22 protein-coding genes are annotated in these 20,390 nt (G+C 64.8%); 3 read left to right on the forward strand and 19 right to left on the reverse strand.

The window, feature by feature from the left end:
• Positions 1 to 98 precede the first annotated feature (98 nt).
• A complete protein-coding gene (gene glmU / locus ACCQ15_RS17925; protein ID WP_136733231.1) occupies positions 99 to 1,463 on the reverse strand; it encodes a bifunctional UDP-N-acetylglucosamine diphosphorylase/glucosamine-1-phosphate N-acetyltransferase GlmU in 1,365 nt (454 codons plus the stop codon).
• 144 nt (positions 1,464 to 1,607) lie between these two features.
• Here glmU and ACCQ15_RS17930 point away from each other — a divergent pair, with 144 nt between their 5' ends.
• Positions 1,608 to 1,991, forward strand: coding sequence for a GtrA family protein (locus ACCQ15_RS17930; RefSeq protein WP_008571035.1), 384 nt, complete (start codon positions 1,608 to 1,610; stop codon positions 1,989 to 1,991).
• A gap of 518 nt (positions 1,992 to 2,509) precedes the next feature.
• Here the strand turns inward: ACCQ15_RS17930 and ACCQ15_RS17935 are convergent.
• From ACCQ15_RS17935 to ACCQ15_RS17985, 11 genes are all read right to left on the reverse strand, one after another.
• Positions 2,510 to 3,079, reverse strand: a complete 570-nt coding sequence (locus ACCQ15_RS17935) for a chorismate mutase (protein ID WP_218497227.1) — start codon at positions 3,077 to 3,079, stop codon at positions 2,510 to 2,512.
• The gene (locus ACCQ15_RS17940) at positions 3,076 to 3,246 is read right to left on the reverse strand and encodes a hypothetical protein (protein WP_154671624.1); all 171 of its coding nucleotides are present in this window, start codon (positions 3,244 to 3,246) and stop codon (positions 3,076 to 3,078) included. Before ACCQ15_RS17940 ends, ACCQ15_RS17935 begins: the two co-directional genes overlap by 4 nt.
• Before the next feature lie 64 nt (positions 3,247 to 3,310).
• On the reverse strand, positions 3,311 to 3,733 hold the full coding sequence (locus tag ACCQ15_RS17945) for a F0F1 ATP synthase subunit epsilon (protein ID WP_003484011.1): 423 nt from the start codon (positions 3,731 to 3,733) through the stop codon (positions 3,311 to 3,313).
• Positions 3,734 to 3,876: 143 nt separating this feature from the next.
• Positions 3,877 to 5,283: a F0F1 ATP synthase subunit beta gene (gene atpD / locus ACCQ15_RS17950; protein WP_003484008.1), complete on the reverse strand. Its 1,407-nt coding sequence runs from the start codon at positions 5,281 to 5,283 to the stop codon at positions 3,877 to 3,879.
• Positions 5,284 to 5,425: 142 nt separating this feature from the next.
• Positions 5,426 to 6,289 (reverse strand): F0F1 ATP synthase subunit gamma, encoded by an 864-nt coding sequence (atpG, locus tag ACCQ15_RS17955; RefSeq protein ID WP_064510223.1) that lies wholly within the window; start codon positions 6,287 to 6,289, stop codon positions 5,426 to 5,428.
• Between the two features lie 197 nt (positions 6,290 to 6,486).
• Entirely contained in the window at positions 6,487 to 8,034 is a 1,548-nt protein-coding gene (gene atpA / locus ACCQ15_RS17960) for a F0F1 ATP synthase subunit alpha (RefSeq protein ID WP_003484004.1), read from the reverse strand.
• A gap of 47 nt (positions 8,035 to 8,081) precedes the next feature.
• The gene (locus tag ACCQ15_RS17965; RefSeq protein WP_218489795.1) at positions 8,082 to 8,609 is read right to left on the reverse strand and encodes a F0F1 ATP synthase subunit delta; all 528 of its coding nucleotides are present in this window, start codon (positions 8,607 to 8,609) and stop codon (positions 8,082 to 8,084) included.
• Between the two features lie 3 nt (positions 8,610 to 8,612).
• Positions 8,613 to 9,083, reverse strand: a complete 471-nt coding sequence (locus tag ACCQ15_RS17970) for a F0F1 ATP synthase subunit B (protein ID WP_003483999.1) — start codon at positions 9,081 to 9,083, stop codon at positions 8,613 to 8,615.
• A gap of 114 nt (positions 9,084 to 9,197) precedes the next feature.
• On the reverse strand, positions 9,198 to 9,500 hold the full coding sequence (atpE, locus tag ACCQ15_RS17975) for a F0F1 ATP synthase subunit C (protein ID WP_002814105.1): 303 nt from the start codon (positions 9,498 to 9,500) through the stop codon (positions 9,198 to 9,200).
• Between the two features lie 72 nt (positions 9,501 to 9,572).
• Positions 9,573 to 10,373: a F0F1 ATP synthase subunit A gene (gene atpB / locus ACCQ15_RS17980; protein WP_005914709.1), complete on the reverse strand. Its 801-nt coding sequence runs from the start codon at positions 10,371 to 10,373 to the stop codon at positions 9,573 to 9,575.
• A gap of 25 nt (positions 10,374 to 10,398) precedes the next feature.
• On the reverse strand, positions 10,399 to 10,764 hold the full coding sequence (locus ACCQ15_RS17985) for a hypothetical protein (RefSeq protein WP_005920882.1): 366 nt from the start codon (positions 10,762 to 10,764) through the stop codon (positions 10,399 to 10,401).
• 523 nt (positions 10,765 to 11,287) lie between these two features.
• On the opposite strand from ACCQ15_RS17985, the gene ACCQ15_RS17990 reads away from it, so the two are divergent.
• Positions 11,288 to 12,100, forward strand: a complete 813-nt coding sequence (locus tag ACCQ15_RS17990) for a hypothetical protein (protein WP_008571043.1) — start codon at positions 11,288 to 11,290, stop codon at positions 12,098 to 12,100.
• A 138-nt stretch (positions 12,101 to 12,238) separates the two neighbouring features.
• Here the strand turns inward: ACCQ15_RS17990 and ACCQ15_RS17995 are convergent, their stop codons facing one another.
• From ACCQ15_RS17995 to ACCQ15_RS18020, 6 genes are all read right to left on the reverse strand, one after another.
• The gene (locus ACCQ15_RS17995; protein ID WP_127166901.1) at positions 12,239 to 12,538 is read right to left on the reverse strand and encodes a hypothetical protein; all 300 of its coding nucleotides are present in this window, start codon (positions 12,536 to 12,538) and stop codon (positions 12,239 to 12,241) included.
• Between the two features lie 49 nt (positions 12,539 to 12,587).
• Positions 12,588 to 14,411, reverse strand: a complete 1,824-nt coding sequence (lpdA, locus tag ACCQ15_RS18000) for a dihydrolipoyl dehydrogenase (protein ID WP_372380870.1) — start codon at positions 14,409 to 14,411, stop codon at positions 12,588 to 12,590.
• Between the two features lie 16 nt (positions 14,412 to 14,427).
• A complete protein-coding gene (locus tag ACCQ15_RS18005) occupies positions 14,428 to 15,075 on the reverse strand; it encodes a hypothetical protein (protein ID WP_008572889.1) in 648 nt (215 codons plus the stop codon).
• Positions 15,072 to 16,844, reverse strand: a complete 1,773-nt coding sequence (locus ACCQ15_RS18010; RefSeq protein ID WP_372380871.1) for a dihydrolipoyllysine-residue acetyltransferase — start codon at positions 16,842 to 16,844, stop codon at positions 15,072 to 15,074. Before ACCQ15_RS18010 ends, ACCQ15_RS18005 begins: the two co-directional genes overlap by 4 nt.
• Before the next feature lie 129 nt (positions 16,845 to 16,973).
• Positions 16,974 to 17,738, reverse strand: a complete 765-nt coding sequence (locus tag ACCQ15_RS18015) for a DUF2884 family protein (RefSeq protein WP_372380872.1) — start codon at positions 17,736 to 17,738, stop codon at positions 16,974 to 16,976.
• 223 nt (positions 17,739 to 17,961) lie between these two features.
• On the reverse strand, positions 17,962 to 18,522 hold the full coding sequence (locus tag ACCQ15_RS18020; RefSeq protein WP_011348664.1) for a DNA-deoxyinosine glycosylase: 561 nt from the start codon (positions 18,520 to 18,522) through the stop codon (positions 17,962 to 17,964).
• Between the two features lie 140 nt (positions 18,523 to 18,662).
• On the opposite strand from ACCQ15_RS18020, the gene ACCQ15_RS18025 reads away from it, so the two are divergent.
• A complete protein-coding gene (locus tag ACCQ15_RS18025; RefSeq protein WP_372353566.1) occupies positions 18,663 to 19,349 on the forward strand; it encodes an OmpW/AlkL family protein in 687 nt (228 codons plus the stop codon).
• Between the two features lie 276 nt (positions 19,350 to 19,625).
• Here the strand turns inward: ACCQ15_RS18025 and ACCQ15_RS18030 are convergent, their stop codons facing one another.
• Positions 19,626 to 20,183: a CcdC protein domain-containing protein gene (locus ACCQ15_RS18030; protein ID WP_031424979.1), complete on the reverse strand. Its 558-nt coding sequence runs from the start codon at positions 20,181 to 20,183 to the stop codon at positions 19,626 to 19,628.
• Positions 20,184 to 20,390 lie beyond the last annotated feature (207 nt).

Raw genomic sequence — 20,390 nt, forward strand, 5'->3', positions numbered from 1 at the left:
GAACGGCGGAGCTGTTGCGCACTTCCCATGCATCGGGCCAACAGGCGCAATCAGCGCCAATGCGGCGCTGTTCCCTGCGATCCAGCGTGCACCGCAGCCTATTTCTTGGTCGGCCGCTTCCAGCCTTCGATCACGGTCTGCCGCGCACGCGTCACACTGAGCTGGCCCGCTGGCGCATCGCTCGTGATCACCGAACCGGCACCGATGGTGGAATTGGCGCCAATCTCGATCGGTGCCACCAACGCGCTGTTGGAGCCGACAAACGCACCATCGCCGATGGTGGTCTGCGACTTGTTCACCCCGTCGTAGTTGCAGGTGATGGTGCCGGCGCCGATGTTGACCTTGCTGCCGATCACCGCATCGCCCAGATAGGTCAGATGGTTGGCCTTGCTGCCGACGCCCATGGTGACCTTTTTGGTCTCCACGAAATTGCCGATATGCACGCCATCGGCCAACACGGTGCCGGGGCGCAAACGCGCGAACGGGCCGATCTGCACCGCGCCTTCGGTGACCACGCCTTCCAGATCGCTGTGCGCACGCACGTGCGTGCCGGCACCGAGCGTGACGTCGCGCAAGCGCACGAACGGGCCGATCACCACATCATCGCCCAGCGTCACATTGCCTTCCAGGATCACATCGATATCCAGCTGCACATCGCGCCCCACCTGCACGCTGCCGCGCTGCTCCACACGCGCCGGGTCGGCCATGCGCACGCCCTGCAGGCAAAGCGTGCGCGCGGCGCGCAGTTGCCAGGCACGTTCGAGCTGGGCGAGTTGCCACGGGTCGTTGGCACCCTCCACGTCCTGCGGGTCGGCCACGTGCACCATGTCGGCCGGCGTGAAATCGGCTGCGGCGCTGGCGAACACGTCGGTGAGATAGAACTCGCCCTGCGCATTGTCGTTGGACAAACCAGCCAGCCAACGGCGCAGCGCAGTGGATTCAGCGGTGAGGATGCCGGTATTGATGGTACGAATGCGGCGCTGCTCGTCATTGGCGTCCTTCTGCTCGACGATCGCGGCCACCTTGCCCTCCGCATCGCGCAGGATGCGCCCATAGCCGGTGGGATTGGCCAGTTCGGCAACCAGCACCGCCATGCGGCCCGGTGCATGCAGCAACTGCAACAGGCTTTCGCTGCGGATCAGCGGCACATCGCCATACAACACCAGCACCGTTGCCGCATCGGGAATCGCAGGCATCGCCTGCTGCACGGCATGTCCGGTGCCCAGCTGCTCGCGCTGTTCGGCCCACTGCAGATCGCTTTGATCGGCGAAGGCTGCCTGGACCTGGTCGCCACCATGCCCGTACACGATATGGATTGCCGCCGGCTGCAGCTGCCGCGCAGTGGCGATCACATGCGCCAGCATCGGCTGGCCCGCCAGCGGCTGCAGCACCTTGGGCAGGGACGAGCGCATGCGCTTGCCTTCGCCTGCGGCCAGGATCACAACGTGCAGGGGCAGGGTCATCAAGACATTCCAGGCATGGAGATGTCCAAATTCTAGTCGCTGCGCCCCCTCACGTCGTTGCCCGGATGCAGCGTTCGCCCGCACTAACAACGTTTGCGCCTTGCTGCCGCTAGGATGGGCGCCCCTTTCCTTTACCCCGCACGCATGAGTCTGTTCCGCCAAGGCAGCCAGTTCATGATCATTGGCGCCCTGCAGCTGGTCGTCGATTGCGGCATCTTCATCGCCGCAACCGCCGCAGGCATGCCCGCGGTGCCCGCCAATCTGCTCGGACGCATCGGCGGCGCCATGCTCGGCTTCTGGCTCAACGGCCGCTACACCTTCGCCCAGCAAGGCGATGCGCGACTGGGTTGGCGACGCTTCGGCCGCTTTGCGGTGATGTGGCTGACGCTCACGCTGATCAGCACCTGGCTGCTCTCGACCACGGTAGACCTACTCGGCCTGCGTCAGGCATGGCTGGCGAAACCGCTGGTCGAAGGCGGGCTGGCGGTCGTGTCGTTCTTCCTGGGCCGGCATGTGGTGTATCGCTGATCGAGGCATGCGCAGGCGCCGAGCGATTGCTCGATCGTGTGGCGATACGACGCAAAAGGGGACACCGCTTGCGCGCAGACATCGCGCAGCACAGGCGCGGCATCTGTTCCAGTGCTGATCGATCGCGCGGATGTCCTTGTCGCTCTTATGCGGCATCCATGCTGCATCGGGTCCACACCCGGTCGGGGAACAAAAACCAGTCGCGTCGGCCGGTGTGCGTGGCATTCAACCAGGCTGCCAGCGACCTTTCTCGTACAGCGTCCTCGCCGATTGCATGACAGTTGACGGCATGGATGCCGTCATCGCCTTTCCAGGACGGGTTGAGGGCGCGCCTGGCGAGCGCCCAGTGCACCGCGCCTTGGACACGCTCAGCGTTCGATCTGAACGCCTGACTGCATCCACCAGGATGCGGCCGACAAAACCGCTGCAATCGCCACCAAGCGAACGCGCACACGTGTTGTCGGCCGCTCCAACCGCATGACAGCGCGTTGGTCTCGCAGACACGTTGCCGCTATGGATCAGTGGCAAAAATCGCCCAGGCCGCGCACCAGTGCCGCACGATGCAGCGCATCCAGCTGCCACTGCTCTGCGTAATGCGCAGCGGCACGCGCGGTGCTGGCCGGGCAGTCGGGCGCGCTGCGCGTCGAGGCCACATCGGCCAGCGCATCGAGCAGTTCGCTCTGCAGTTGATCCAGGCGAGCGCGCAGCGCGCTGAGATCCGGACGTGCGGTGTTCGGCGCATGTCCGCGCTCGTGCCAATGGTTGAGCAGCGCGTACTGCACCGACTTGTTGGCCTCGATTTGCGCGCCGAAGAACCGCGCCGCGTCGTCGGCATCCAGCCCATGCGCCGGCGCCTGATCGCGCACGCTCTGCAGCACCGCCGCCTCGCGCACCTGATCCAGCACCGGCTTGCCGCTGTCCCACTTGCTTAGCGCTACCGCATCGCCAATGGCATTGCGCTGCACGATGCGATCCATCAGCAGATCCAACGGCGGCTGGCTGCGCGCCGGCCATGCGCACCCCAGCAGTCCGGCGGCCAACAGGCCGCTCACCATGTAAGCGCGAATGCCATCGATCGAACGGGTCATGCCATCTTCCTCAACGTGCCGGGATAAGCTTGCCATGCAGCGCTGCGGTGCAGCGGTGCGCCAAGGCACGCAGTGTGCCTGCCGCGTGCCACCGCGGATTCACGCACCCGCACGCGGCGCTCCAAAAACGAAAACGCCGACACGATGGTCGGCGTTTCGAACTTCATATCTGCAGACGAACTTGCAGCAGTCGGACGTGCACGCCCACCCTGGAGGTGGGCAGCCCACCGCTTAGTGCTTGAGGTTGCGACGCAAGCGCTCCAGCGCCTGCAGCTGTACTGTCGCTTCGGCCAGCTGACGCTGTGCCTCGGCCACGTCCACCGTGTTGCCACGGTTGGCCAGCAGCCGCTCGGCCTCTTCCTTGACCTTGCGCACGGCCGCCTCGTCGATGTCCTGCGCACGCACCGCGGTGTCGACCAGGATGGTCACCACCTGCGGCTGCACTTCCAGGATGCCGCCGGAAATGGCGAAATCCAGCTGTTCGCCATTGGCGGTGGTCACCACCACCTTGCCCGGCTTCAGGCGTGTGATCAGCGGCGCGTGCTTGGGCGCAATGCCCAGCTCGCCCAACTCGCCGGTAGCCACGACCAGCGTCGCCTCACCGTGGAAGATTTCCTTCTCGGCGCTGACGATGTCGCAACGGATAGTGCTCATGCTGCCTCACTCTGTGAGGCGGGGATTGGGGATGCGGGATTCGGGATTGGCAACCGCAGCTTTCACTGTGGTCACTCACCTCGTTTCCGCTCCCCAATTACCGCCGTACCAAATCCCGAATCCCGAATGCCAAATCCCGGCTCTTACGCCTTGGCGCTCATCTTGTTAGCTTTCTCGACCGCTTCTTCGATGCTGCCGACCATGTAGAACGCCTGCTCCGGCAGGTGGTCGTATTCGCCGTCGCAGATCGCCTTGAAGCCGCGGATGGTGTCCTTCAGCGACACGTACTTGCCCGGCGAACCGGTGAACACTTCGGCCACGTGGAAGGGCTGGCTGAAGAAGCGCTCGATCTTGCGCGCGCGCGACACCGACTGCTTGTCTTCTTCGCTCAGCTCGTCCATGCCCAGGATGGCGATGATGTCCTTCAGTTCCTTGTACTTCTGCAAGGTCTGCTGGACGCGCTGGGCGGTGTCGTAATGCTCGTGGCCGATCACCAGCGGATCCATCTGGCGGCTGGTCGAGTCCAGCGGATCCACCGCCGGGTAGATACCCAGCGAGGCGATGTTACGGCTCAGCGTGACGGTCGAGTCCAGGTGGGCGAAGGTGGTCGCCGGCGACGGGTCGGTCAGGTCGTCCGCAGGCACGTACACGGCCTGGATCGAGGTGATCGAACCGCTCTTGGTCGAGGTGATGCGCTCCTGCAGCACGCCCATTTCCTCGGCCAGGGTCGGCTGGTAGCCCACCGCCGACGGCATGCGGCCGAGCAGCGCGGACACTTCGGTGCCGGCCAGCGTGTAGCGGTAGATGTTGTCCACGAACAACAGCACGTCCTTGCCCTTGCCGCTGGCATCCTTCTCGTCGCGGAAGTACTCGGCCATGGTCAGGCCGGTCAACGCCACGCGCAGACGGTTGCCCGGCGGCTCGTTCATCTGGCCGTACACCATCGCCACCTTGTCCAGGACGTTGGAGTCCTTCATCTCGTGGTAGAAGTCGTTGCCCTCGCGGGTACGCTCGCCCACGCCGGCGAACACGGACAAACCCGAGTGCGCCTTGGCGATGTTGTTGATCAGTTCCATCATGTTGACGGTCTTGCCGACGCCGGCGCCGCCGAACAGGCCGACCTTGCCGCCCTTGGCGAACGGGCACATCAGGTCGATCACCTTGATGCCGGTTTCCAGCAATTCGGTGCTGGAGGACTGGTCTTCATACGACGGTGCGCCGCGATGGATTTCCCAGTGGTCCGAGGCCTGCACGTCGCCGGCTTCGTCGATCGGGCGACCCAGCACGTCCATGATGCGACCCAGCGTACCGGCACCGACCGGCACCGAGATGGCGCGTTCGGTGTTGGTGGCGACCAGGTTGCGCTTCAGGCCGTCGGTGGAGCCGAGCGCAATCGTGCGCACCACGCCGTCGCCGAGCTGCTGCTGCACTTCCAGGGTGATTTCGGTGCCGTCGACCTTCAGCGCGTGATACACCTTCGGCACTTCATTGCGCGGGAATTCGACGTCGACGACCGCGCCGATGATCTGAACGATCTTGCCCTGACTCATTTTGCTGCTCCGGTTAGCTTTGTTCTGTCCGAGTGGCCGATGCCATCTCGTGGAATTTGTGATTTGGGATTCGTGATTGGGGATTCGCAAGGGCGCACTTCGCTGCGCTCCAACCAATCCCGAATCCCCAATCCCGGCGTACTTATACAGCCGCTGCGCCGCTGACGATTTCCGAAATTTCCTGGGTAATCGCCGCCTGACGTGCCTTGTTGTAGACCAGTTGCAAGGTGCCGATCATCTTGTTGGCGTTGTCGCTGGCGGCCTTCATCGCCACCATGCGCGCGGCATGTTCGGACGCAACGTTTTCCAGCACGGCCTGGTACACCAGCGACTCGATGTAGCGCGTCATCACGTGCTCCAGCACGGTGGCGGCATCGGGTTCGTACAGGTAGTCCCAATCGTGGTGCGCCACCTTGTGTTCGGCGGCCGGCAGCGGCAGCAGCTGATCGAAGCTGGCCTTCTGCGTCATGGTGTTCACGAAGCGGTTGTAGACCAGGTAGACGCGGTCCACCTTGCCTTCGATGAAGGCATCGATCATCACCTTGATCACGCCGATCAGCTGCTCCACCTGCGGGCTGTCGCCCAGGTGGGTCACGCTGCCGACCATGTTGACCTTGATGCGACGGAAGAACGCCGAGGCCTTCTGGCCGATGGTCACCACGTCGATCTCGGCACCGGTGTCCTGCCACGGGCGTACTTCGCCCAGCATCTTGCGGAACAGGTTGTTGTTCAGACCGCCGGCCAGGCCGCGGTCGGACGAGATCACGATATAGCCGACCCGCTTGACCTGTTCGCGCTCGACCAGGAACGGATGCTGGAAATCGGTGCTGGCCTGCGCCAGATGCCCGATCACCTGCTTCATCGCCTGCGCATACGGACGCGAGGTCTTCATGCGGTCCTGCGCCTTGCGGATCTTGGAGGCCGAGACCATTTCGAGCGCGCGCGTCACCTTGCGGGTGTTCTGCACGCTCTTGATCTTGGTTTTGATTTCGCGTCCGCCTGCCATACTCGCTCGCTTCGCTCGCTTAGTGAGATTCGGGAATCGGGATTGGGGATTGGCAACAGCCTCCCTACCTCACCGCTTCCGCGAACCCCGGATGCCTAACTTCTGGGATATGGGAACAACGATTCGAAATCGGCCAACGCCCCGAACCATCGCTCCTACGAATCCCGAATGCCCAATCCCAAATCCCGGCGACTGGCTTACCAGCTGCCCGTGGTCTTGAACTCTTCGATGCCTTTCTTGAAGCTGGCTTCGATGTCGTTGTCCCAACCGCCGGTGCTGTTGATCTTGGAGACCAGCTCGCCCTGGGTGTTGGCGAAGTGCGCGTGCAGGCCTTCCTCGAACGCCAGCAGCTTGTTGACCGGCACGTCGTCCAGGTAGCCCTCGTTGACGGCGTAGATCGACAGCGCCTGGTTGGCGATGGACATCGGCGCGTACTGCTTCTGCTTCATCAGCTCGGTGACGCGCTGACCGCGCTCGAGCTGCTTGCGGGTGGCTTCGTCCAGGTCCGAGGCGAACTGCGCGAACGCCGCCAGCTCACGGTACTGCGCCAGCGAGATACGGATGCCGCCGGACAGCTTCTTGATGATCTTGGTCTGGGCGGCACCACCGACGCGCGACACCGAGATACCGGCGTTGACGGCCGGACGGATACCGGCGTTGAACAGGTCGGTTTCCAGGAAGATCTGGCCGTCGGTGATCGAGATCACGTTGGTCGGCACGAATGCAGACACGTCGCCGGCCTGCGTCTCGATGATCGGCAGCGCGGTCAGCGAACCGGTCTTGCCGGTCACCGCGCCGTTGGTGAACTTCTCCACGTACTCCTCGGACACGCGCGCGGCGCGCTCGAGCAGGCGGGAGTGCAGATAGAACACGTCGCCCGGGTAGGCTTCGCGACCCGGCGGGCGCTTGAGCAGCAGCGAGATCTGGCGGTAGGCCACGGCCTGCTTGGACAGATCGTCGTACACGATCAGCGCGTCTTCGCCGCGATCCATGAAGTACTCGCCCATGGTGCAGCCGGCGTACGGGCTGATGTACTGCATCGCAGCCGATTCGGACGCGGTCGCCGCAACCACCACGGTGTGCGCCAGCGCGCCGTTCTCTTCCAGCTTGCGCACGATGTTGGCGACGGTCGAGGCCTTCTGGCCGATCGCCACGTACACGCACTTGATGCCGGTGCCCTTCTGGTTGATCACCGCGTCGATCGCCAGCGCGGTCTTGCCGGTCTGACGGTCACCGATGACCAGCTCGCGCTGGCCGCGGCCGATCGGAATCATCGCATCGACCGACTTGTAGCCGGTCTGCACCGGCTGATCGACCGACTTGCGCCAGATCACGCCGGGCGCAACGCGCTCCACCGGTGCGGTCTGGGTGGCGCCCAGCGGGCCCTTGCCGTCGATCGGCTCGCCCAGCGCGTTGACCACGCGGCCCAGCAGTTCCGGACCGACCGGCACTTCCAGGATGCGGCCGGTGGTCTTGGCCACGTCGCCTTCGCGCAGGCTTTCGTAGTCGCCCAGCACCACGGCGCCGACCGAATCGCGCTCCAGGTTCAGTGCCAGCGCGAAGGTGTTGTTCGGCAGTTCGATCATTTCGCCCTGCATCACGTCGGCCAGGCCGAAGATGCGCACGATGCCGTCGGACACGCTGGTCACGGAGCCTTCGTTGCGCGACTCTGCGGACAGCTTGACCGCTTCGATGCGGGTCTTGATCAGGTCGCTGATTTCGGAGGGGTTGAGCGTGGTTGCCATCGTTCAGTCCTAGGTGCCGGCCGCGAGGGCCGTGCGTTTATGTGAATTCAGTGGGCGAGCGAGCTTTGCAGACGCGCAAGCTTGCCCTTCAGCGAGCCGTCGATGACCACGTCGCCGGTGTCGATCACCGCGCCGCCGATCAGCGACGCATCGACTGCGGTGGTGATGCCCACGTCGCGGCCGAAGCGCTTCTTCAGCGCAGCAGCGATCGTGTCGAGTTCGGTCTGGCTCATTGCAGCGGCCGAGGTCACCGTCGCCTTGACGACATGTTCGGCCTCGGCACGCAGTTGTTCGTACAAGCCTGCCACTTCCGGCAGCAGCGACAGCCGCTGCGCATCGGCAAGCACGCCAAGGAAACGCAGATAGTCCTCGCCCGCCTGCGGCGGGGCCAGCAGCGTAACTGCCTGTTCCTGGCCAAGGGCCGGGTTGAGCAGCAATGCGGCCACGCGCGGGTCGCCGGCCACCTGCGCCGAAAAGGCCAGCGCATCGGACCAGGGCGCGAAGTTGCCGCCCTCACGCGCGATCGCAAACGCGGCACGGCCGTAGGGACGGGCAAGGGTGAGGGCCTGACTCATCGCTTAAATCTCCGCCGCCAGCTCGTCGAGCAGCGCCTTGTGGGCGTTGGCATCGATTTCGCGCTTGAGCAGCTTTTCTGCACCGCTGACGGCCAGCACCGAGACCTGCTTGCGCAGCTCCTCGCGGGCACGCGTGGCGGATGCGTCGATTTCGGTCTGCGCCAGATCCTTCTGACGGTTGGCTTCGGCAATTGCCTCCAGCTTGGCCGCTTCGATGATCTGGTTGGCGCGCGCATGGGCCTGATCGATGATCTCGTTGGCCTTGGTGCGTGCGTCCTTCAGTGCTTCGTTGACCTTTTCCTGCGCCTGCGCCAGGTCCTTCTGACTCCGGTCGGCCGCAGCCAGACCTTCAGCAATCTTTTGCTGACGCTCTTCGATCGCCTGCAGCAGCGGCGGCCAGATCTTGGTCGCGACGATCCAGATCAGACCGGCGAAGGCCAGCGCCTGGGCAAAGATGGTAAGGGTGATATCCATGGGTCGCTCAATCGCTGTTTAGGGGTGAAAGCGCCACCGCGCGGGCGGCGCTTTCCGACCTTCATCCGCGGATGCAACCGCCAAGGGCCGCATCCACATCCTGCTACCGCTGGATCAGCCGGCAGCCTGCGACAGACGCTCGATGAACACCTGGGCCAGCGGGTTGGCGAAGGCGAACAGCAGGCCGACGGCGACGCTGATGATGAACGCGGCGTCGATCAGGCCGGCGGTGATGAACATACGAACCTGCAGCACCGGGATCAGTTCCGGCTGGCGCGCAGCCGATTCCAGGAACTTGCCAGCCATGATGGCCAGACCGAGGCCGGCACCCAGCGCGGCCAGGCCGATCATGATGCCGACGGCGAGGACGGTGGAGCTCTGGACTTGAGCGAGGTTGGTCAGGACGGCGAGGTACATGGTGATCTCCGAACGAAAGTTTCTAAGGGTGATGGATGAAGCGGAATAAAGCAGATGAAGGGTGACGCAAACTCAGTGACTGTCTTCAGCCAGGCTCAGGTACACGATCGACAGCATCATGAAAATGAAGGCCTGCAGCGGAATCACCAGCAGGTGGAACAGCATCCAGCCCAGGCCGAATGCGCCGCCAGCAACCATGCCGGCGATGCCTGCACCGCCCAGCACCCAGATCAGCAGGAAGACGATCTCGCCGCCGAACATGTTGCCGAACAGTCGCATCGCCAACGAAATCGGCTTGCTCAGCCACTCGACGATGTTCAAAAGCAGGTTGAACGGCATCATCCACTTGCCGAACGGCGCCGTCAGGAATTCCTTGGTCATGCCGCCCACGCCCTTGGAGCGCAGCGAGAACACGATCATCAGGAAGAACACGCTGATCGACATGCCCAAGGTGGCGTTGACGTCGGCGGTCGGCACCGGCTTCCAGGCGTGCACGCCGGCCCAACCCAGCGGAATGGCGATGAAATCGGCCGGGATCATCTTGATGAGGTTCATCAACAGGATCCAGAAGAAGATGGTGATCGCGATCGGCGTCACCAGCTTGCTGCTGCCGTGGTAGGTGTCCTTGGCCTGGCGGTCGACGAACTCCAGGCAGATTTCCACGAACGCCTGCCACTTGCCCGGCACGCCGGCCGTGGCATTGCGGGTCGCCGTCCAGAACGCCAGGACCATGACCAGGCCCATCAACACCGCCATGATCAGGGTGTCGAGGTGGATGGTCCAAAACGTGCCGCCACCATCGCGAACCGGAACGATCAGGTTCTGCAAGTGATGCTGGATATAGGAGGTAGGTGTTGCTGCCTCGCCCGCCATGTGTCCGGAGCCCTTTAAGTTCGAATCAACGCCTGGCCAGAGCCAGAACCTGAAAAATCAGCCCGATGGCGATACCCGCCAACAAAGCCAGAGGAGGCAGCCGCCACAGGCCGAAGCCCAGCGCCAGCGCCACGAAAACCAACACCCACTTCAGCACCATTGCCAGGATCAGCCGCACCATGGCGATGCCCGCTGCCTGGATACCGCCACCTAGCGCGGTACGTGCCGCAACCCAACCGCCCAGCACCGTCGCAAATCCGGTCAATGCCAGACCGGCAGCGTAACGGGGACCGACCAACAGCAACCCCAGACTGGTTATAGCTACGGCGGCAAGCGGATATACCGCAGCGCGCAGCATCAACCGCCGACCCGCGTCAACGGAGTTCAGCACTACGGTTACCTTACGTGTGAATGAGTGGGAAGCGCAGCTGCGCCTCGTCGAGCCGCGAAAGTATAGCAATGGGACAAATTGCGAGACAACCGGCAGAGGTCATCGCTTGCTGCAACGCACCACATGGCTGCCCCCGTCGCGGGTGGGAACTTTGCCACAAACCAGCGGTCAGAACTTGCGAGGCCTGCACATCCTCGTCGAAAGGTAGCGCCGCAGGCCGCGTCTGGGAGCCCTGGGAGACCGGGGCTCCTGCTTTTGTACGCATTTTGTCGCACCCTGCGACCTTCCCATCGGCGGTCCAATCGATTTCCTGGTTTGCGTTGCCTCCGAACGACCCTTGGCAGCGCCGCTGCACGTGTTCCGTGACTCCACCAAAGAATTAGCAAAGCGGACCGTTTTGTCCGATTGCTACGGCCGCCTTCACGCCCACTGGACGGCCCCTTCACTTTTGAAAGACGCGCGCTTATCGACTATGCGCTGCACAGGCCGAACCGCCTGACCATTCCAAGAATTCGGAGCCCCCATGAAACACCTCCTCGCACTGGCGATCCCGTGCGTCCTGGCCGTCGCCTATGTCGCGCCCGCACACGCCGAAGACACCGATGATCGCTTCCAGCTCCGCCTTGGCGCGATGAATGTCGACAACGACAACACCCTGCGCGGCAACACCCTGCTGGCCGGCAACAATGTCTCGGTCAACGAAGATTTCAAGTTGGGCGGCAAGGAATGGGAGCCGCGCGTGGATGGCGTGTTCCGCATCAGCACCCGCCAGCGCCTGATCTTCGACTACTTCAAGTACGACAAGGATCGCCGCGAGACCCTGAGCCAGGATCTGAGCGCCGGCGGCGTGACCGTGCCGTCCGGCAGCTTCATCAAGGGCGAGCTGAAGTACCAGGTCGCCACTTTCGTGTACGACTACTCGGTGATCGATTCTCCGGAATTCAGCCTGGGCCTGCAGATTGGTGCCGAGTACGCCAAGGTCGAGGCCAATGCCTACGCCGATCTGGGCACGCTGTTCAGTGGCGACGTCTTGGACGAAAGCGAAGACGGCGTTGCGCCGGTCGTCGGTATCCGCTTCACCGCGCGTCCCAGCGAACACTGGCTGTTCAATGTGCAGGGCCAGTACCTCAACACCAGTTGGGGCGACTTCGGCGACTACGATGGCGACCTGAGCCGCGCCAACGCGATTGCCGAATACCGCTTCACCAAGAACTTCGGCATTTTCGCCGGCTACGACTGGTTCAAGCTGGACGTGGACCGCGAGGGCAGCGACGGCCTGGTCGGCCTGAAGCAGGAGTTCAAGGGCCCGGTGGCAGGCGTGACGTTCGCGTTCTGATCCTCTCGGGCCCCGGGACCCGGGACCCGAAAAGCAGCTTCATGCAGAACCCCGCAGCGATGCGGGGTTCTGTCGTTTGACGGATGCGTGGCACGTAACCGACGCGGCGCCGGCCACAGGGCAGCGGCGGACACAGGCTCAGGGCGGCTTGGTCGCACCCGCTACCAACAGATGCTGGTGCGTGATGCAGTAGCACTCGTCGTGCCACCCGTAGTGCGGATCGGTGCAGATCGCATGCTGCACCGTCGCCGGCAGCGACGCCACGTCGCTGCGCAAGTCGCGCTTCAGCGAGACGAACACCGAGCCCGGATGGGGCCAGTCGGTCCTCCGCGGCGGCTCGGCGATACGGTTGCCGCCGGCCAATTCGCGCTGCAGCAGCGCCTGCAGTTCGGGACACAGATTGCCCTGCCCCACGGCGACCTCCGTGCGTGGCGTCACCGCCGCGGCGACCGTGCCACACGTGGCGGCACGGTCGTGCGGAGCGGCGTCACTTCTTCTTGGGGATGTACAGATCGGTGATGGTGCCGTCGTAGACCTCGGCGGCCATGCCGACCGACTCGCTCAGGGTCGGGTGCGCGTGGATGGTGTGGCCGATGTCTTCGGCCTCGGCACCCATTTCGATCGCCAGGCCAATTTCAGCCAGCAGGTCGCCGGCATGCACGCCGACGATGGCGCCACCGATCACGCGATGCGTCTGTTCATCGAAGATCAACTTGGTGAAACCTTCGGTACGGCCGATGCCGATCGCGCGGCCGCTGGCGGCCCACGGGAACTTGGCCACGCCCACCTTCAGCCCCTTGGCCTTGGCTTCGGTCTCGGTGACGCCGACCCAGGCGATTTCCGGGTTGGTGTAGGCCACCGACGGGATCACCCGCGCCACCCATTCCTTCTTCTCGCCGGCAGCCACTTCGGCAGCCAGCTTGCCCTCGTGGGTGGCCTTGTGCGCCAGCATCGGGTTACCGACGATGTCGCCGATGGCGAAGATGTGCGGCACGTTGGTGCGCATCTGCCGATCGACCGGAATGAAGCCGCGCTCGGTGACGGTGACGCCGGCCTTTTCCGCACCGATCTTCTTGCCGTTCGGGCTACGGCCCACGGCGACCAGCACGCGGTCGTAAGTGGTGGCCTGCAGGCCGGGCTTTTCGTCTTCCACAGCCGCTTCGAAGGACACGGTGATGCCGGCCTTGTCGGCCTTGACGTCGGTGGCCTTGGTCTTGAGATAGACCTCGACGCCCTGCTTTTTCAGGCGATCGGCCAGCGGCTTGACCAGGTCCTTGTCGGCGCCCGGCATCAGCTGGTCCATGAACTCCACCACGGTGACCTTGCTGCCGAGCGCGCTGTACACCGTGGCCATTTCCAGGCCGATGATGCCGCCGCCGACCACCAGCAGGGTCTTGGGAATGTCGTGCAGCTCCAGCGCGTCGGTGGAGTCCATCACGCGCTTGTCGTCCCATGGGAAGTTGGGCAGCTTCACCGCCTGCGAGCCGGCGGCGATGATGCAGTGCTCAAAGCGCAGCAGCTGGGTCTTGCCGTCGTCGCCGACGATTTCCAGCTCATTGGGCGAGACGAAGCTGGCCACGCCGGTGACGGTGCGCACCTTGCGTTGCTTGGCCATGCTGGCCAGGCCGCCGGTGAGCTTGCCGACCACTTTTTCCTTGTACTCGCGCAGCTTGTCCAGGGCGATCTTGGGCTGGCCGAAGTCCACGCCGAAGTCGCCGGCATGGGCCACTTCATCGATCACCGCGGCGGCATGCAGCAGCGCCTTGGACGGGATGCAGCCGACGTTGAGGCAGACACCGCCCAGGCTGGCGTAGCGCTCGATCAGCACCGTCTCCAGGCCCAGATCGGCCGCGCGGAACGCAGCGGTGTAGCCGCCGGGGCCGGCGCCGAGCACCACCATCTTGCATTCGATGTCGGCCGGCTTGCCGCTGGCCAGCGCCGGCTTGGGCGCGGCCGGCTCGGCCGGGGCACGGTGCGACGGCGTCACCGGCGGCTTGCTGCCCGGTGCGGCGGCAGGCGCTGCAGCGGCCGGGGCAGCCTTGGGTTCGGCCTTGGCCGGCGCGGCAGCCTCGCCTTCGGTTTCGAGCAGCAGCACGAGCGCGCCTTCGGACAGGGTGTCGCCGACCTTGACCTTGAGTTCCTTGACCACACCGGCCGCCGAGGACGGCACTTCCAGCGTGGCCTTGTCCGATTCCAGCGTCACCAGGCCCTGGTCCTTGGCCACGCTGTCGCCAACGGCGACCAGCACTTCGATGACGGGGACATCGCTGTAATCGCCGATGTCGGGAACCTTGATTTCAATGACCGCCATTTGCTTCTCCTGTAGCTCAACCGGCCGTGCCGGCAAGCGTCTGCTGGAGTTCATCCAGCGACGATTCGATTTGGGTCCAGCGCTTGTCGCGCTTCTTTTCCTTGCCTTCGCTGGCTTCGATCAGCAGCGCGGCCTGTTTCAGCAGCAACTCGCCGGCACCGCAGCTGGGGCGCGCGCCGCTGTAGCGCACGCCATCGACCTGGAACGAGAGCACTTCGCCCTCGCTCACCGGCGCGGTGCGTCCGTTCGGTGCGAGCTGGGTCAGCGTGTTGGTCCAGTTGCTGACCAGGCGCTTGGCCAACGGCGCCGGGATCGGGACCTCGACCGTTTCCGGGGTCTGCTCGGTGCGGAACTGCACGCTGCCGCGGTCGGTCTGGCTGACCCAGCTGTAGACGCGCTCGTCGGCGCGGCTATGCCGCAGGGTCCAGTCGGCGCCTTCCTTGCCCGGCACCAGCGACACCGCGCTCTCTACCCCACGTGTGGGCAGCGTCAGCAACGACAAGGCCGGCTTGGTGCCGCCATCCAGCAGCGTGGTCACGGCAGTGCCGTAGTTGCCCACGGCCGGCGGCCAGCCGCGGCCGAGCGTGCTCTCGCATTCGCGTGCGGCCGCGTTTGCCCACGGCAGCACGCCGAGCGCGGCGATGGTCAGCAGCGCGGCCCTCACAGCAGGACGCGACGCATGTCGGCCAGCACCTGGCTGAGGTAGGTGGTGAAACGGGCTGCCAGGGCGCCGTCGATGACGCGGTGGTCATAGCTCAGCGACAACGGCAGCATCAGCTTCGGCGCGAACTCCTTACCGTTCCACACCGGCTGCATCGCCGACTTGGATACGCCCAGGATCGCCACTTCCGGCGCATTGATGATCGGGGTGAACGCGGTGCCGCCGATACCGCCGAGCGAGCTGATCGAGAAGCAGCCGCCGCTCATGTCGGCCGGGCCCAGCTTGCCGTCGCGCGCCTTCTTGGCCAGCTCGCCGCTTTCCTGCGCGATCTGCAGCACGCCCTTCTTGTCGACATCGCGAATCACCGGCACCACCAGGCCGTTGGGCGTATCGGCCGCAAACCCGATGTGGAAGTACTTCTTCAGGGTGAGGTTTTCGCCGGCCGCATCCAGCGAGGCGTTGAACTCGGGGAACTTCTTCAGCGCCGCGGCGCTGGCCTTGATCAGGAAGGCGAGCATGGTCAGCTTGATGCCGGCCTTCTCGTTTTCCTTGTTGAGGGCCACGCGCAGGGCTTCCAGGTCGGTGATGTCGGCCGACTCGAACTGGGTGACGTGCGGAATCATTGCCCAGTTGCGTGCCAGGTTGGCACCGGAAATCTTCTTGATGCGCGACAGCGGCTGGGTTTCGGTCTCGCCGAACTTGCTGAAGTCCACCTTCGGCCAGGCCAGCAGGTTCAGGCCGTTGCCGCCACCGGCAGGCGCAGCGCCGGCTGCGGCCGGTGCGCCACCGCTGAGTGCAGCCTTCACATACCGCTGCACGTCTTCACGGGTGATGCGGCCGCCCTTTTCGCTGCCCTTGAGCTGGTTCAGGTCCACACCCAGTTCGCGTGCGAACACGCGCACCACCGGGCTGGCGTACGGCACCTTGGACGGCAGCACGCTGTCGGCATCGAAGGTCACCGGCGGGCTGCTCGGGTTGCCCGCGGACGGCTGGCCGCCTTGCGCTGCCTGCGTGCCGGCGCCGGAACGCGCGCCCTGCACCTGCGCGATTTCGCGCTGGGCCAGCTTGTCCGGCTCGGCCGGGACGGCAACCGGCTCGACCTTGCCCGCGGTTTCGGCGGTGTCGGTGGTGGGCTTGGCCGGCGACTGCGCCGCACCGGTGCCGCCATCGCTGGCCGCGATGATCGCCACCACATTGCCCTGCGAGAGCGTGTCGCCGACCTTGACCTTGAGTTCCTTGACCACGCCGGCGGCCGAGGACGGGACTTCCATCGTGGCCTTGTCCGATTCCAGCGTGACCAGGCTCTGGTCCTTGGCGACGGTATCGCCCACGGCCACCAGCACCTCGATCACCGGGATGTCGGTGTAGTCGCCGATATCGGGCACGCGCGCTTCGATCAGGCCGCCTTCCGAGGAGGCCGCAGGCGCAGCAGATTCGCCCTTGGCGGCCGGTGCCGGGGCGGCGGCGGGCGCCGCCTTGGCCGGTGCGGCGGGCGCGGCGGCGGCGGGCTTGGCGGTCTCGGCGCCGGCATCGGCCACTTCGATCAACGCCACCAGCGCGCCCTGCGAGAGCGAATCGCCGACCTTGACCTTGAGTTCCTTGACCACGCCCGCCACCGACGAAGGCACTTCCATGGTGGCCTTGTCAGATTCCAGCGTGACCAGGCTCTGGTCCTTGCTGACCGTATCGCCGACGGACACCAGCACCTCGATTACCGGGACGTCGCTGTAGTCACCGATATCGGGGACAAGTGCTTCCTTGATTTCGGCCATACGGGGAACTCCGGCAACAGAATGGGGAAACCCCTATTGTGGCCGGCTGCGGGCCGCAGCGCCAACCATTGCCGTGCAAAAAATCGCGCGCCCGGCGAGATGCAGCGTCCGCATGCGTGCGTACGCCGATCATTTCGCCGCGCGCCGATCGACCCGCAACAGTTGCAGTGGCTCGCCCGACGGCAAACGATACGCTAGCGCATTGTCCAGCGCATCGAGCGCTTCCAGGCGCTGGCACAACTGGTGCGCGCGTGGCCGCAATGCACGCGCCTGCGGCTCGACCAGGCGCTCGATGCGCGCCTCCATGCCATCGAGCGAACGCAGCTGCACGTCATTCCCGGTGATCGCGGACTGCACCGCGCCGGCCACCACATCGCCGATCAGCTGCGGCAGCAGCTCGGCCACCAGCGCGCCGATGTCGTCGTCGATATCGATCGGGGTCAGCTGGCTCTTGCTGAAGCTCTGCTTCAAGCGCACATCGATCTTCTCGCGCACGTTTGCCAACTGCGCGCGCGTGGCGTCGGGGCTGCGACTGAAGCCGGCGGCCACCTCGCCCAATGCAGTGACTGCGATATCGGCCCCTTCGCGCCCGACTGCCTGCGCCAGCGGCACCACCTCGCGGGTCTGGCGCTCGAACTGGACCAGGCGGGCGCGATCGTCTTCGCTCAATGCCACCCAGCGGTCGTCGACGAACAGGGCGCCCTGGCGCATCACCAGCCGCTGCGGCGTGCCGGATTCGCGGATCAGGATCAGGCTGCGGGCGTTGAGCGTGAGGTCGTAATCGCTGCTGACCTCGCAGTGCAGGTCCTGGTCCTTGGCAGCGGCCACCCCTGCGCCGCTCAACAGCCCGAACAGCGCAGCTGCTGCCATCGTGATTGCGTGTTTGATCGCCATCTCGCCACTCCGTTGCGGACAGGCTGCAGCATGCCTGCGCCTCTGGCACGCAGACCTGTGCCGGAGGCTGGCATGACTTCTGGCCAATGGCGGCCACGCGCGCAGCGCAGGTGTCGACGCAGGCGGGCAGCGTGCGTCAACGATCAATGCGGGGGCACCGCGACGGCGGCGCGGTCACTGCGACGCTGGCATTCCATATCGACCTCGCGGCGTCTCACCCCGGCTAGCGCAGCGCATCGCACAGCGGCTGCCAGGCCGCGGCCAGCCGCGGCAGCGACCAGGCCGCATTGGCCGGGCTGGTGGATGGCAACGCGACGACTGGCAGCGCGCAAAGCTGCGCCGATAGCCGCGGCTGTACATGCCGGCGCCAGGCCTGTGCTGCCGCAGCGCCATTGCAGGCCACCATGCGCAGCTGCGGCAGCGTGGCCAGCAACGCGGGCAGCGGATTGACCACGATGCTCGCCGCCACAATCGACGTATCCAGACTGCCGCGCCGCTCGCATTGGCCGATGACGTCCCACAGGCCCACGCGATGGTCGAGCAATGCTTGCAAGCGCAATGCATAGCTTGCGGCCGCATCAATGCCCAATAGGGCATGCATCAGCGGCCAGAAACGATTGCGTGGATGCGCGTAGTAACGCGCGGCTTCCAGTGACGCGACACCGGGCATCGAACCAAGCAGCAACACCCTGCAATCGCTGCGAACGTGCGCTGGCAAGCCTTGGCTGAGGTGTTTTTTCGTCACGGCAATCGCATCTGCGTGAATGTCTTTTTCAGACTGCATGACGTAACGACGGCCTTCTTGGGGGAATTCCTGAACAAACGAAATTTTAGCGGGCCGCAGGTGGGCGTGGATTCAGATTTTTAGGAATAGTTTTGGCGCGGCCCACTCCACGGGCCCAACAACAAGACGAGGAGACCCTCATGCGTTCCATTTCCATCCTGAGCCTGGCTGCTGTATCTGCACTTGCGATTGCACCGTCCGCGTTCGCGCAGGACACCACCTATACCGGCGACACCTCCTCGACTTCTTCCAGCACGATGTCCACCAGCAGCGATACCGCTTCTGGCAAGCATTGGGCCGTGGTCGGTGGCGTGGCGCTGCTGAACCCCAAGAACAACCCGGCGCCGGGCCTGGACGTCGATGGCGGCCCGGCACCGACGCTGAGCGCCAGCTACTACATCAACGACAACTGGGCCGTTGAACTGTGGGGCGCCGCCGACAAGTTCAACCACCGCGTCAACGCCGATGGCGTGGGCAAGGTCGGTACCGTCGAGCAGCAGCCGATCGCCATCAGCGGTCAGTATCACTTCGGCGAAGCGGACAACGTGTTCCGTCCGTTCGTGGGCGTGGGCTACTACGAGTCGAACTTCAGCAACGAGAAGATCGACGCGGCGTCGACCACCGGCGACCACGTGGGCCTGAGCACCGCCAAGGGCGTCATCGGCACTGTTGGTGTGGACATGAACATCAATTCCACCTGGTTCGCACGTGCCGACGCCCGCTACATGCGTTCGCGTCCGGAACTGCGCGTGGGTGGCCAGGGTACCGGCAGCGAGCTGGAACTGGATCCGTGGACCGTTGGCTTCGGCATCGGTGCGCGCTTCTAAGCAGACCGCTGCCCACCAGGGCGTTGGTTGAAGAAAAAACGGGCCGAAAGGCCCGTTTTTTTTGTGTGTGGCGTGAGATGTGGGGTGCGGGCCGTTACGACCGAGGCCTGAGGTGCCGTGTCAGCTCTCCGGTACGAATGCGAATAGTGGCGTGACTATTTGCCTCCGACTCTGCTTCATCGCTTCCAATGCGTCTGCAACTCCGTGCACCTGCATGCGTCGACACCCCCGTGCATGCGTCGAACACAATCGCCTGGCGCGCGCTTTCAAACGCCCTCACCGCCAATAAACGCTGCCGCGCAAACGTGCGCTGCGCCAGCGCCACCACAGCAAGGTGGCATAGGCGAGCGCATAACCGAGCAAGACGCCGGCAGCGCCGAGCAGGCTGGCATGACTGAGCCATCCGTCGGTTGGCCAGGCCACCCCCTGCCAGGCGCTACGCCAGCCCTGCACCATCCCGGCGATCACCCGGACCACGACCAACGCGGTCAAGCCCAGCACCAGCCATAGGTTGGGCCGGTAAAACAGGCCTTGCGTGGTGCGTTCGAAACGGGTCAGGCGCAACGCCAACGCACCCAGCGCCAACCCGCAGGCCCAGCCGAATGCGGCGTGGCTGATCGCGCCGGGCCAGAACGCCGCCGCGATCAAGCTGAAGATCACAAACAGCACGCTGGAGATGCCCGCCGACACCAGGTTGATCATCAGCAGCCATCCACGCGCCTGACGACGTGCAGTACCCATGCGGAAGCGCTGCAGCAGCGACAACGGGAACACCACCACGAACACTGCCAGGGCAATGATCACAGCCAGCGGAATGGCAAGCAGCAAAGGCATCGGGAGACTGCCGTAGAAAGATGGCCGATGACGCTACTACGTATACGTGCAGCAGCGCGTGTTCGGTGCCAATTGCGCCCATCTGCAGCACGGCGAACGCGCTCGGCTCGGGGCGAACGCGCCAACGTGATACGCATTGGGAAGGATCGAGCGCGTCCTGCCGAAGATCGGCAGCGACCACGGAGACATCGTCGGCAATGTTGCCGC

The organism is Xanthomonas sp. NCPPB 1754 (genome assembly GCF_041475725.2).
GTDB classification, from domain to species: domain Bacteria; phylum Pseudomonadota; class Gammaproteobacteria; order Xanthomonadales; family Xanthomonadaceae; genus Xanthomonas; species Xanthomonas euvesicatoria.

Bases quoted from the DNA above. Each gene is read 5' to 3' on its own strand.
- glmU (WP_136733231.1), bottom strand. From the start codon at position 1,463: ATGACCCTGCCCCTGCACGTTGTGATCCTGGCCGCAGGCGAAGGCAAG.
- ACCQ15_RS18025 (WP_372353566.1), top strand. From the start codon at position 18,663: ATGCGTTCCATTTCCATCCTGAGCCTGGCTGCTGTATCTGCACTTGCG.
- atpG (WP_064510223.1), bottom strand. From the start codon at position 6,289: ATGGCAGGCGGACGCGAAATCAAAACCAAGATCAAGAGCGTGCAGAAC.
- ACCQ15_RS17935 (WP_218497227.1), bottom strand. From the start codon at position 3,079: ATGACCCGTTCGATCGATGGCATTCGCGCTTACATGGTGAGCGGCCTG.
- atpB (WP_005914709.1), bottom strand. From the start codon at position 10,373: ATGGCGGGCGAGGCAGCAACACCTACCTCCTATATCCAGCATCACTTG.
- atpE (WP_002814105.1), bottom strand. From the start codon at position 9,500: ATGTACCTCGCCGTCCTGACCAACCTCGCTCAAGTCCAGAGCTCCACC.
- atpD (WP_003484008.1), bottom strand. From the start codon at position 5,283: ATGAGTCAGGGCAAGATCGTTCAGATCATCGGCGCGGTCGTCGACGTC.
- ACCQ15_RS18020 (WP_011348664.1), bottom strand. From the start codon at position 18,522: ATGCAGTCTGAAAAAGACATTCACGCAGATGCGATTGCCGTGACGAAA.
- lpdA (WP_372380870.1), bottom strand. From the start codon at position 14,411: ATGGCGGTCATTGAAATCAAGGTTCCCGACATCGGCGATTACAGCGAT.
- ACCQ15_RS18015 (WP_372380872.1), bottom strand. From the start codon at position 17,738: ATGGCGATCAAACACGCAATCACGATGGCAGCAGCTGCGCTGTTCGGG.
- ACCQ15_RS17965 (WP_218489795.1), bottom strand. From the start codon at position 8,609: ATGAGTCAGGCCCTCACCCTTGCCCGTCCCTACGGCCGTGCCGCGTTT.
- ACCQ15_RS17930 (WP_008571035.1), top strand. From the start codon at position 1,608: ATGAGTCTGTTCCGCCAAGGCAGCCAGTTCATGATCATTGGCGCCCTG.
- ACCQ15_RS17945 (WP_003484011.1), bottom strand. From the start codon at position 3,733: ATGAGCACTATCCGTTGCGACATCGTCAGCGCCGAGAAGGAAATCTTC.
- ACCQ15_RS18030 (WP_031424979.1), bottom strand. From the start codon at position 20,183: ATGCCTTTGCTGCTTGCCATTCCGCTGGCTGTGATCATTGCCCTGGCA.
- ACCQ15_RS17990 (WP_008571043.1), top strand. From the start codon at position 11,288: ATGAAACACCTCCTCGCACTGGCGATCCCGTGCGTCCTGGCCGTCGCC.
- ACCQ15_RS18010 (WP_372380871.1), bottom strand. From the start codon at position 16,844: ATGGCCGAAATCAAGGAAGCACTTGTCCCCGATATCGGTGACTACAGC.
- ACCQ15_RS17940 (WP_154671624.1), bottom strand. From the start codon at position 3,246: ATGAAGTTCGAAACGCCGACCATCGTGTCGGCGTTTTCGTTTTTGGAG.
- atpA (WP_003484004.1), bottom strand. From the start codon at position 8,034: ATGGCAACCACGCTCAACCCCTCCGAAATCAGCGACCTGATCAAGACC.
- ACCQ15_RS17970 (WP_003483999.1), bottom strand. From the start codon at position 9,083: ATGGATATCACCCTTACCATCTTTGCCCAGGCGCTGGCCTTCGCCGGT.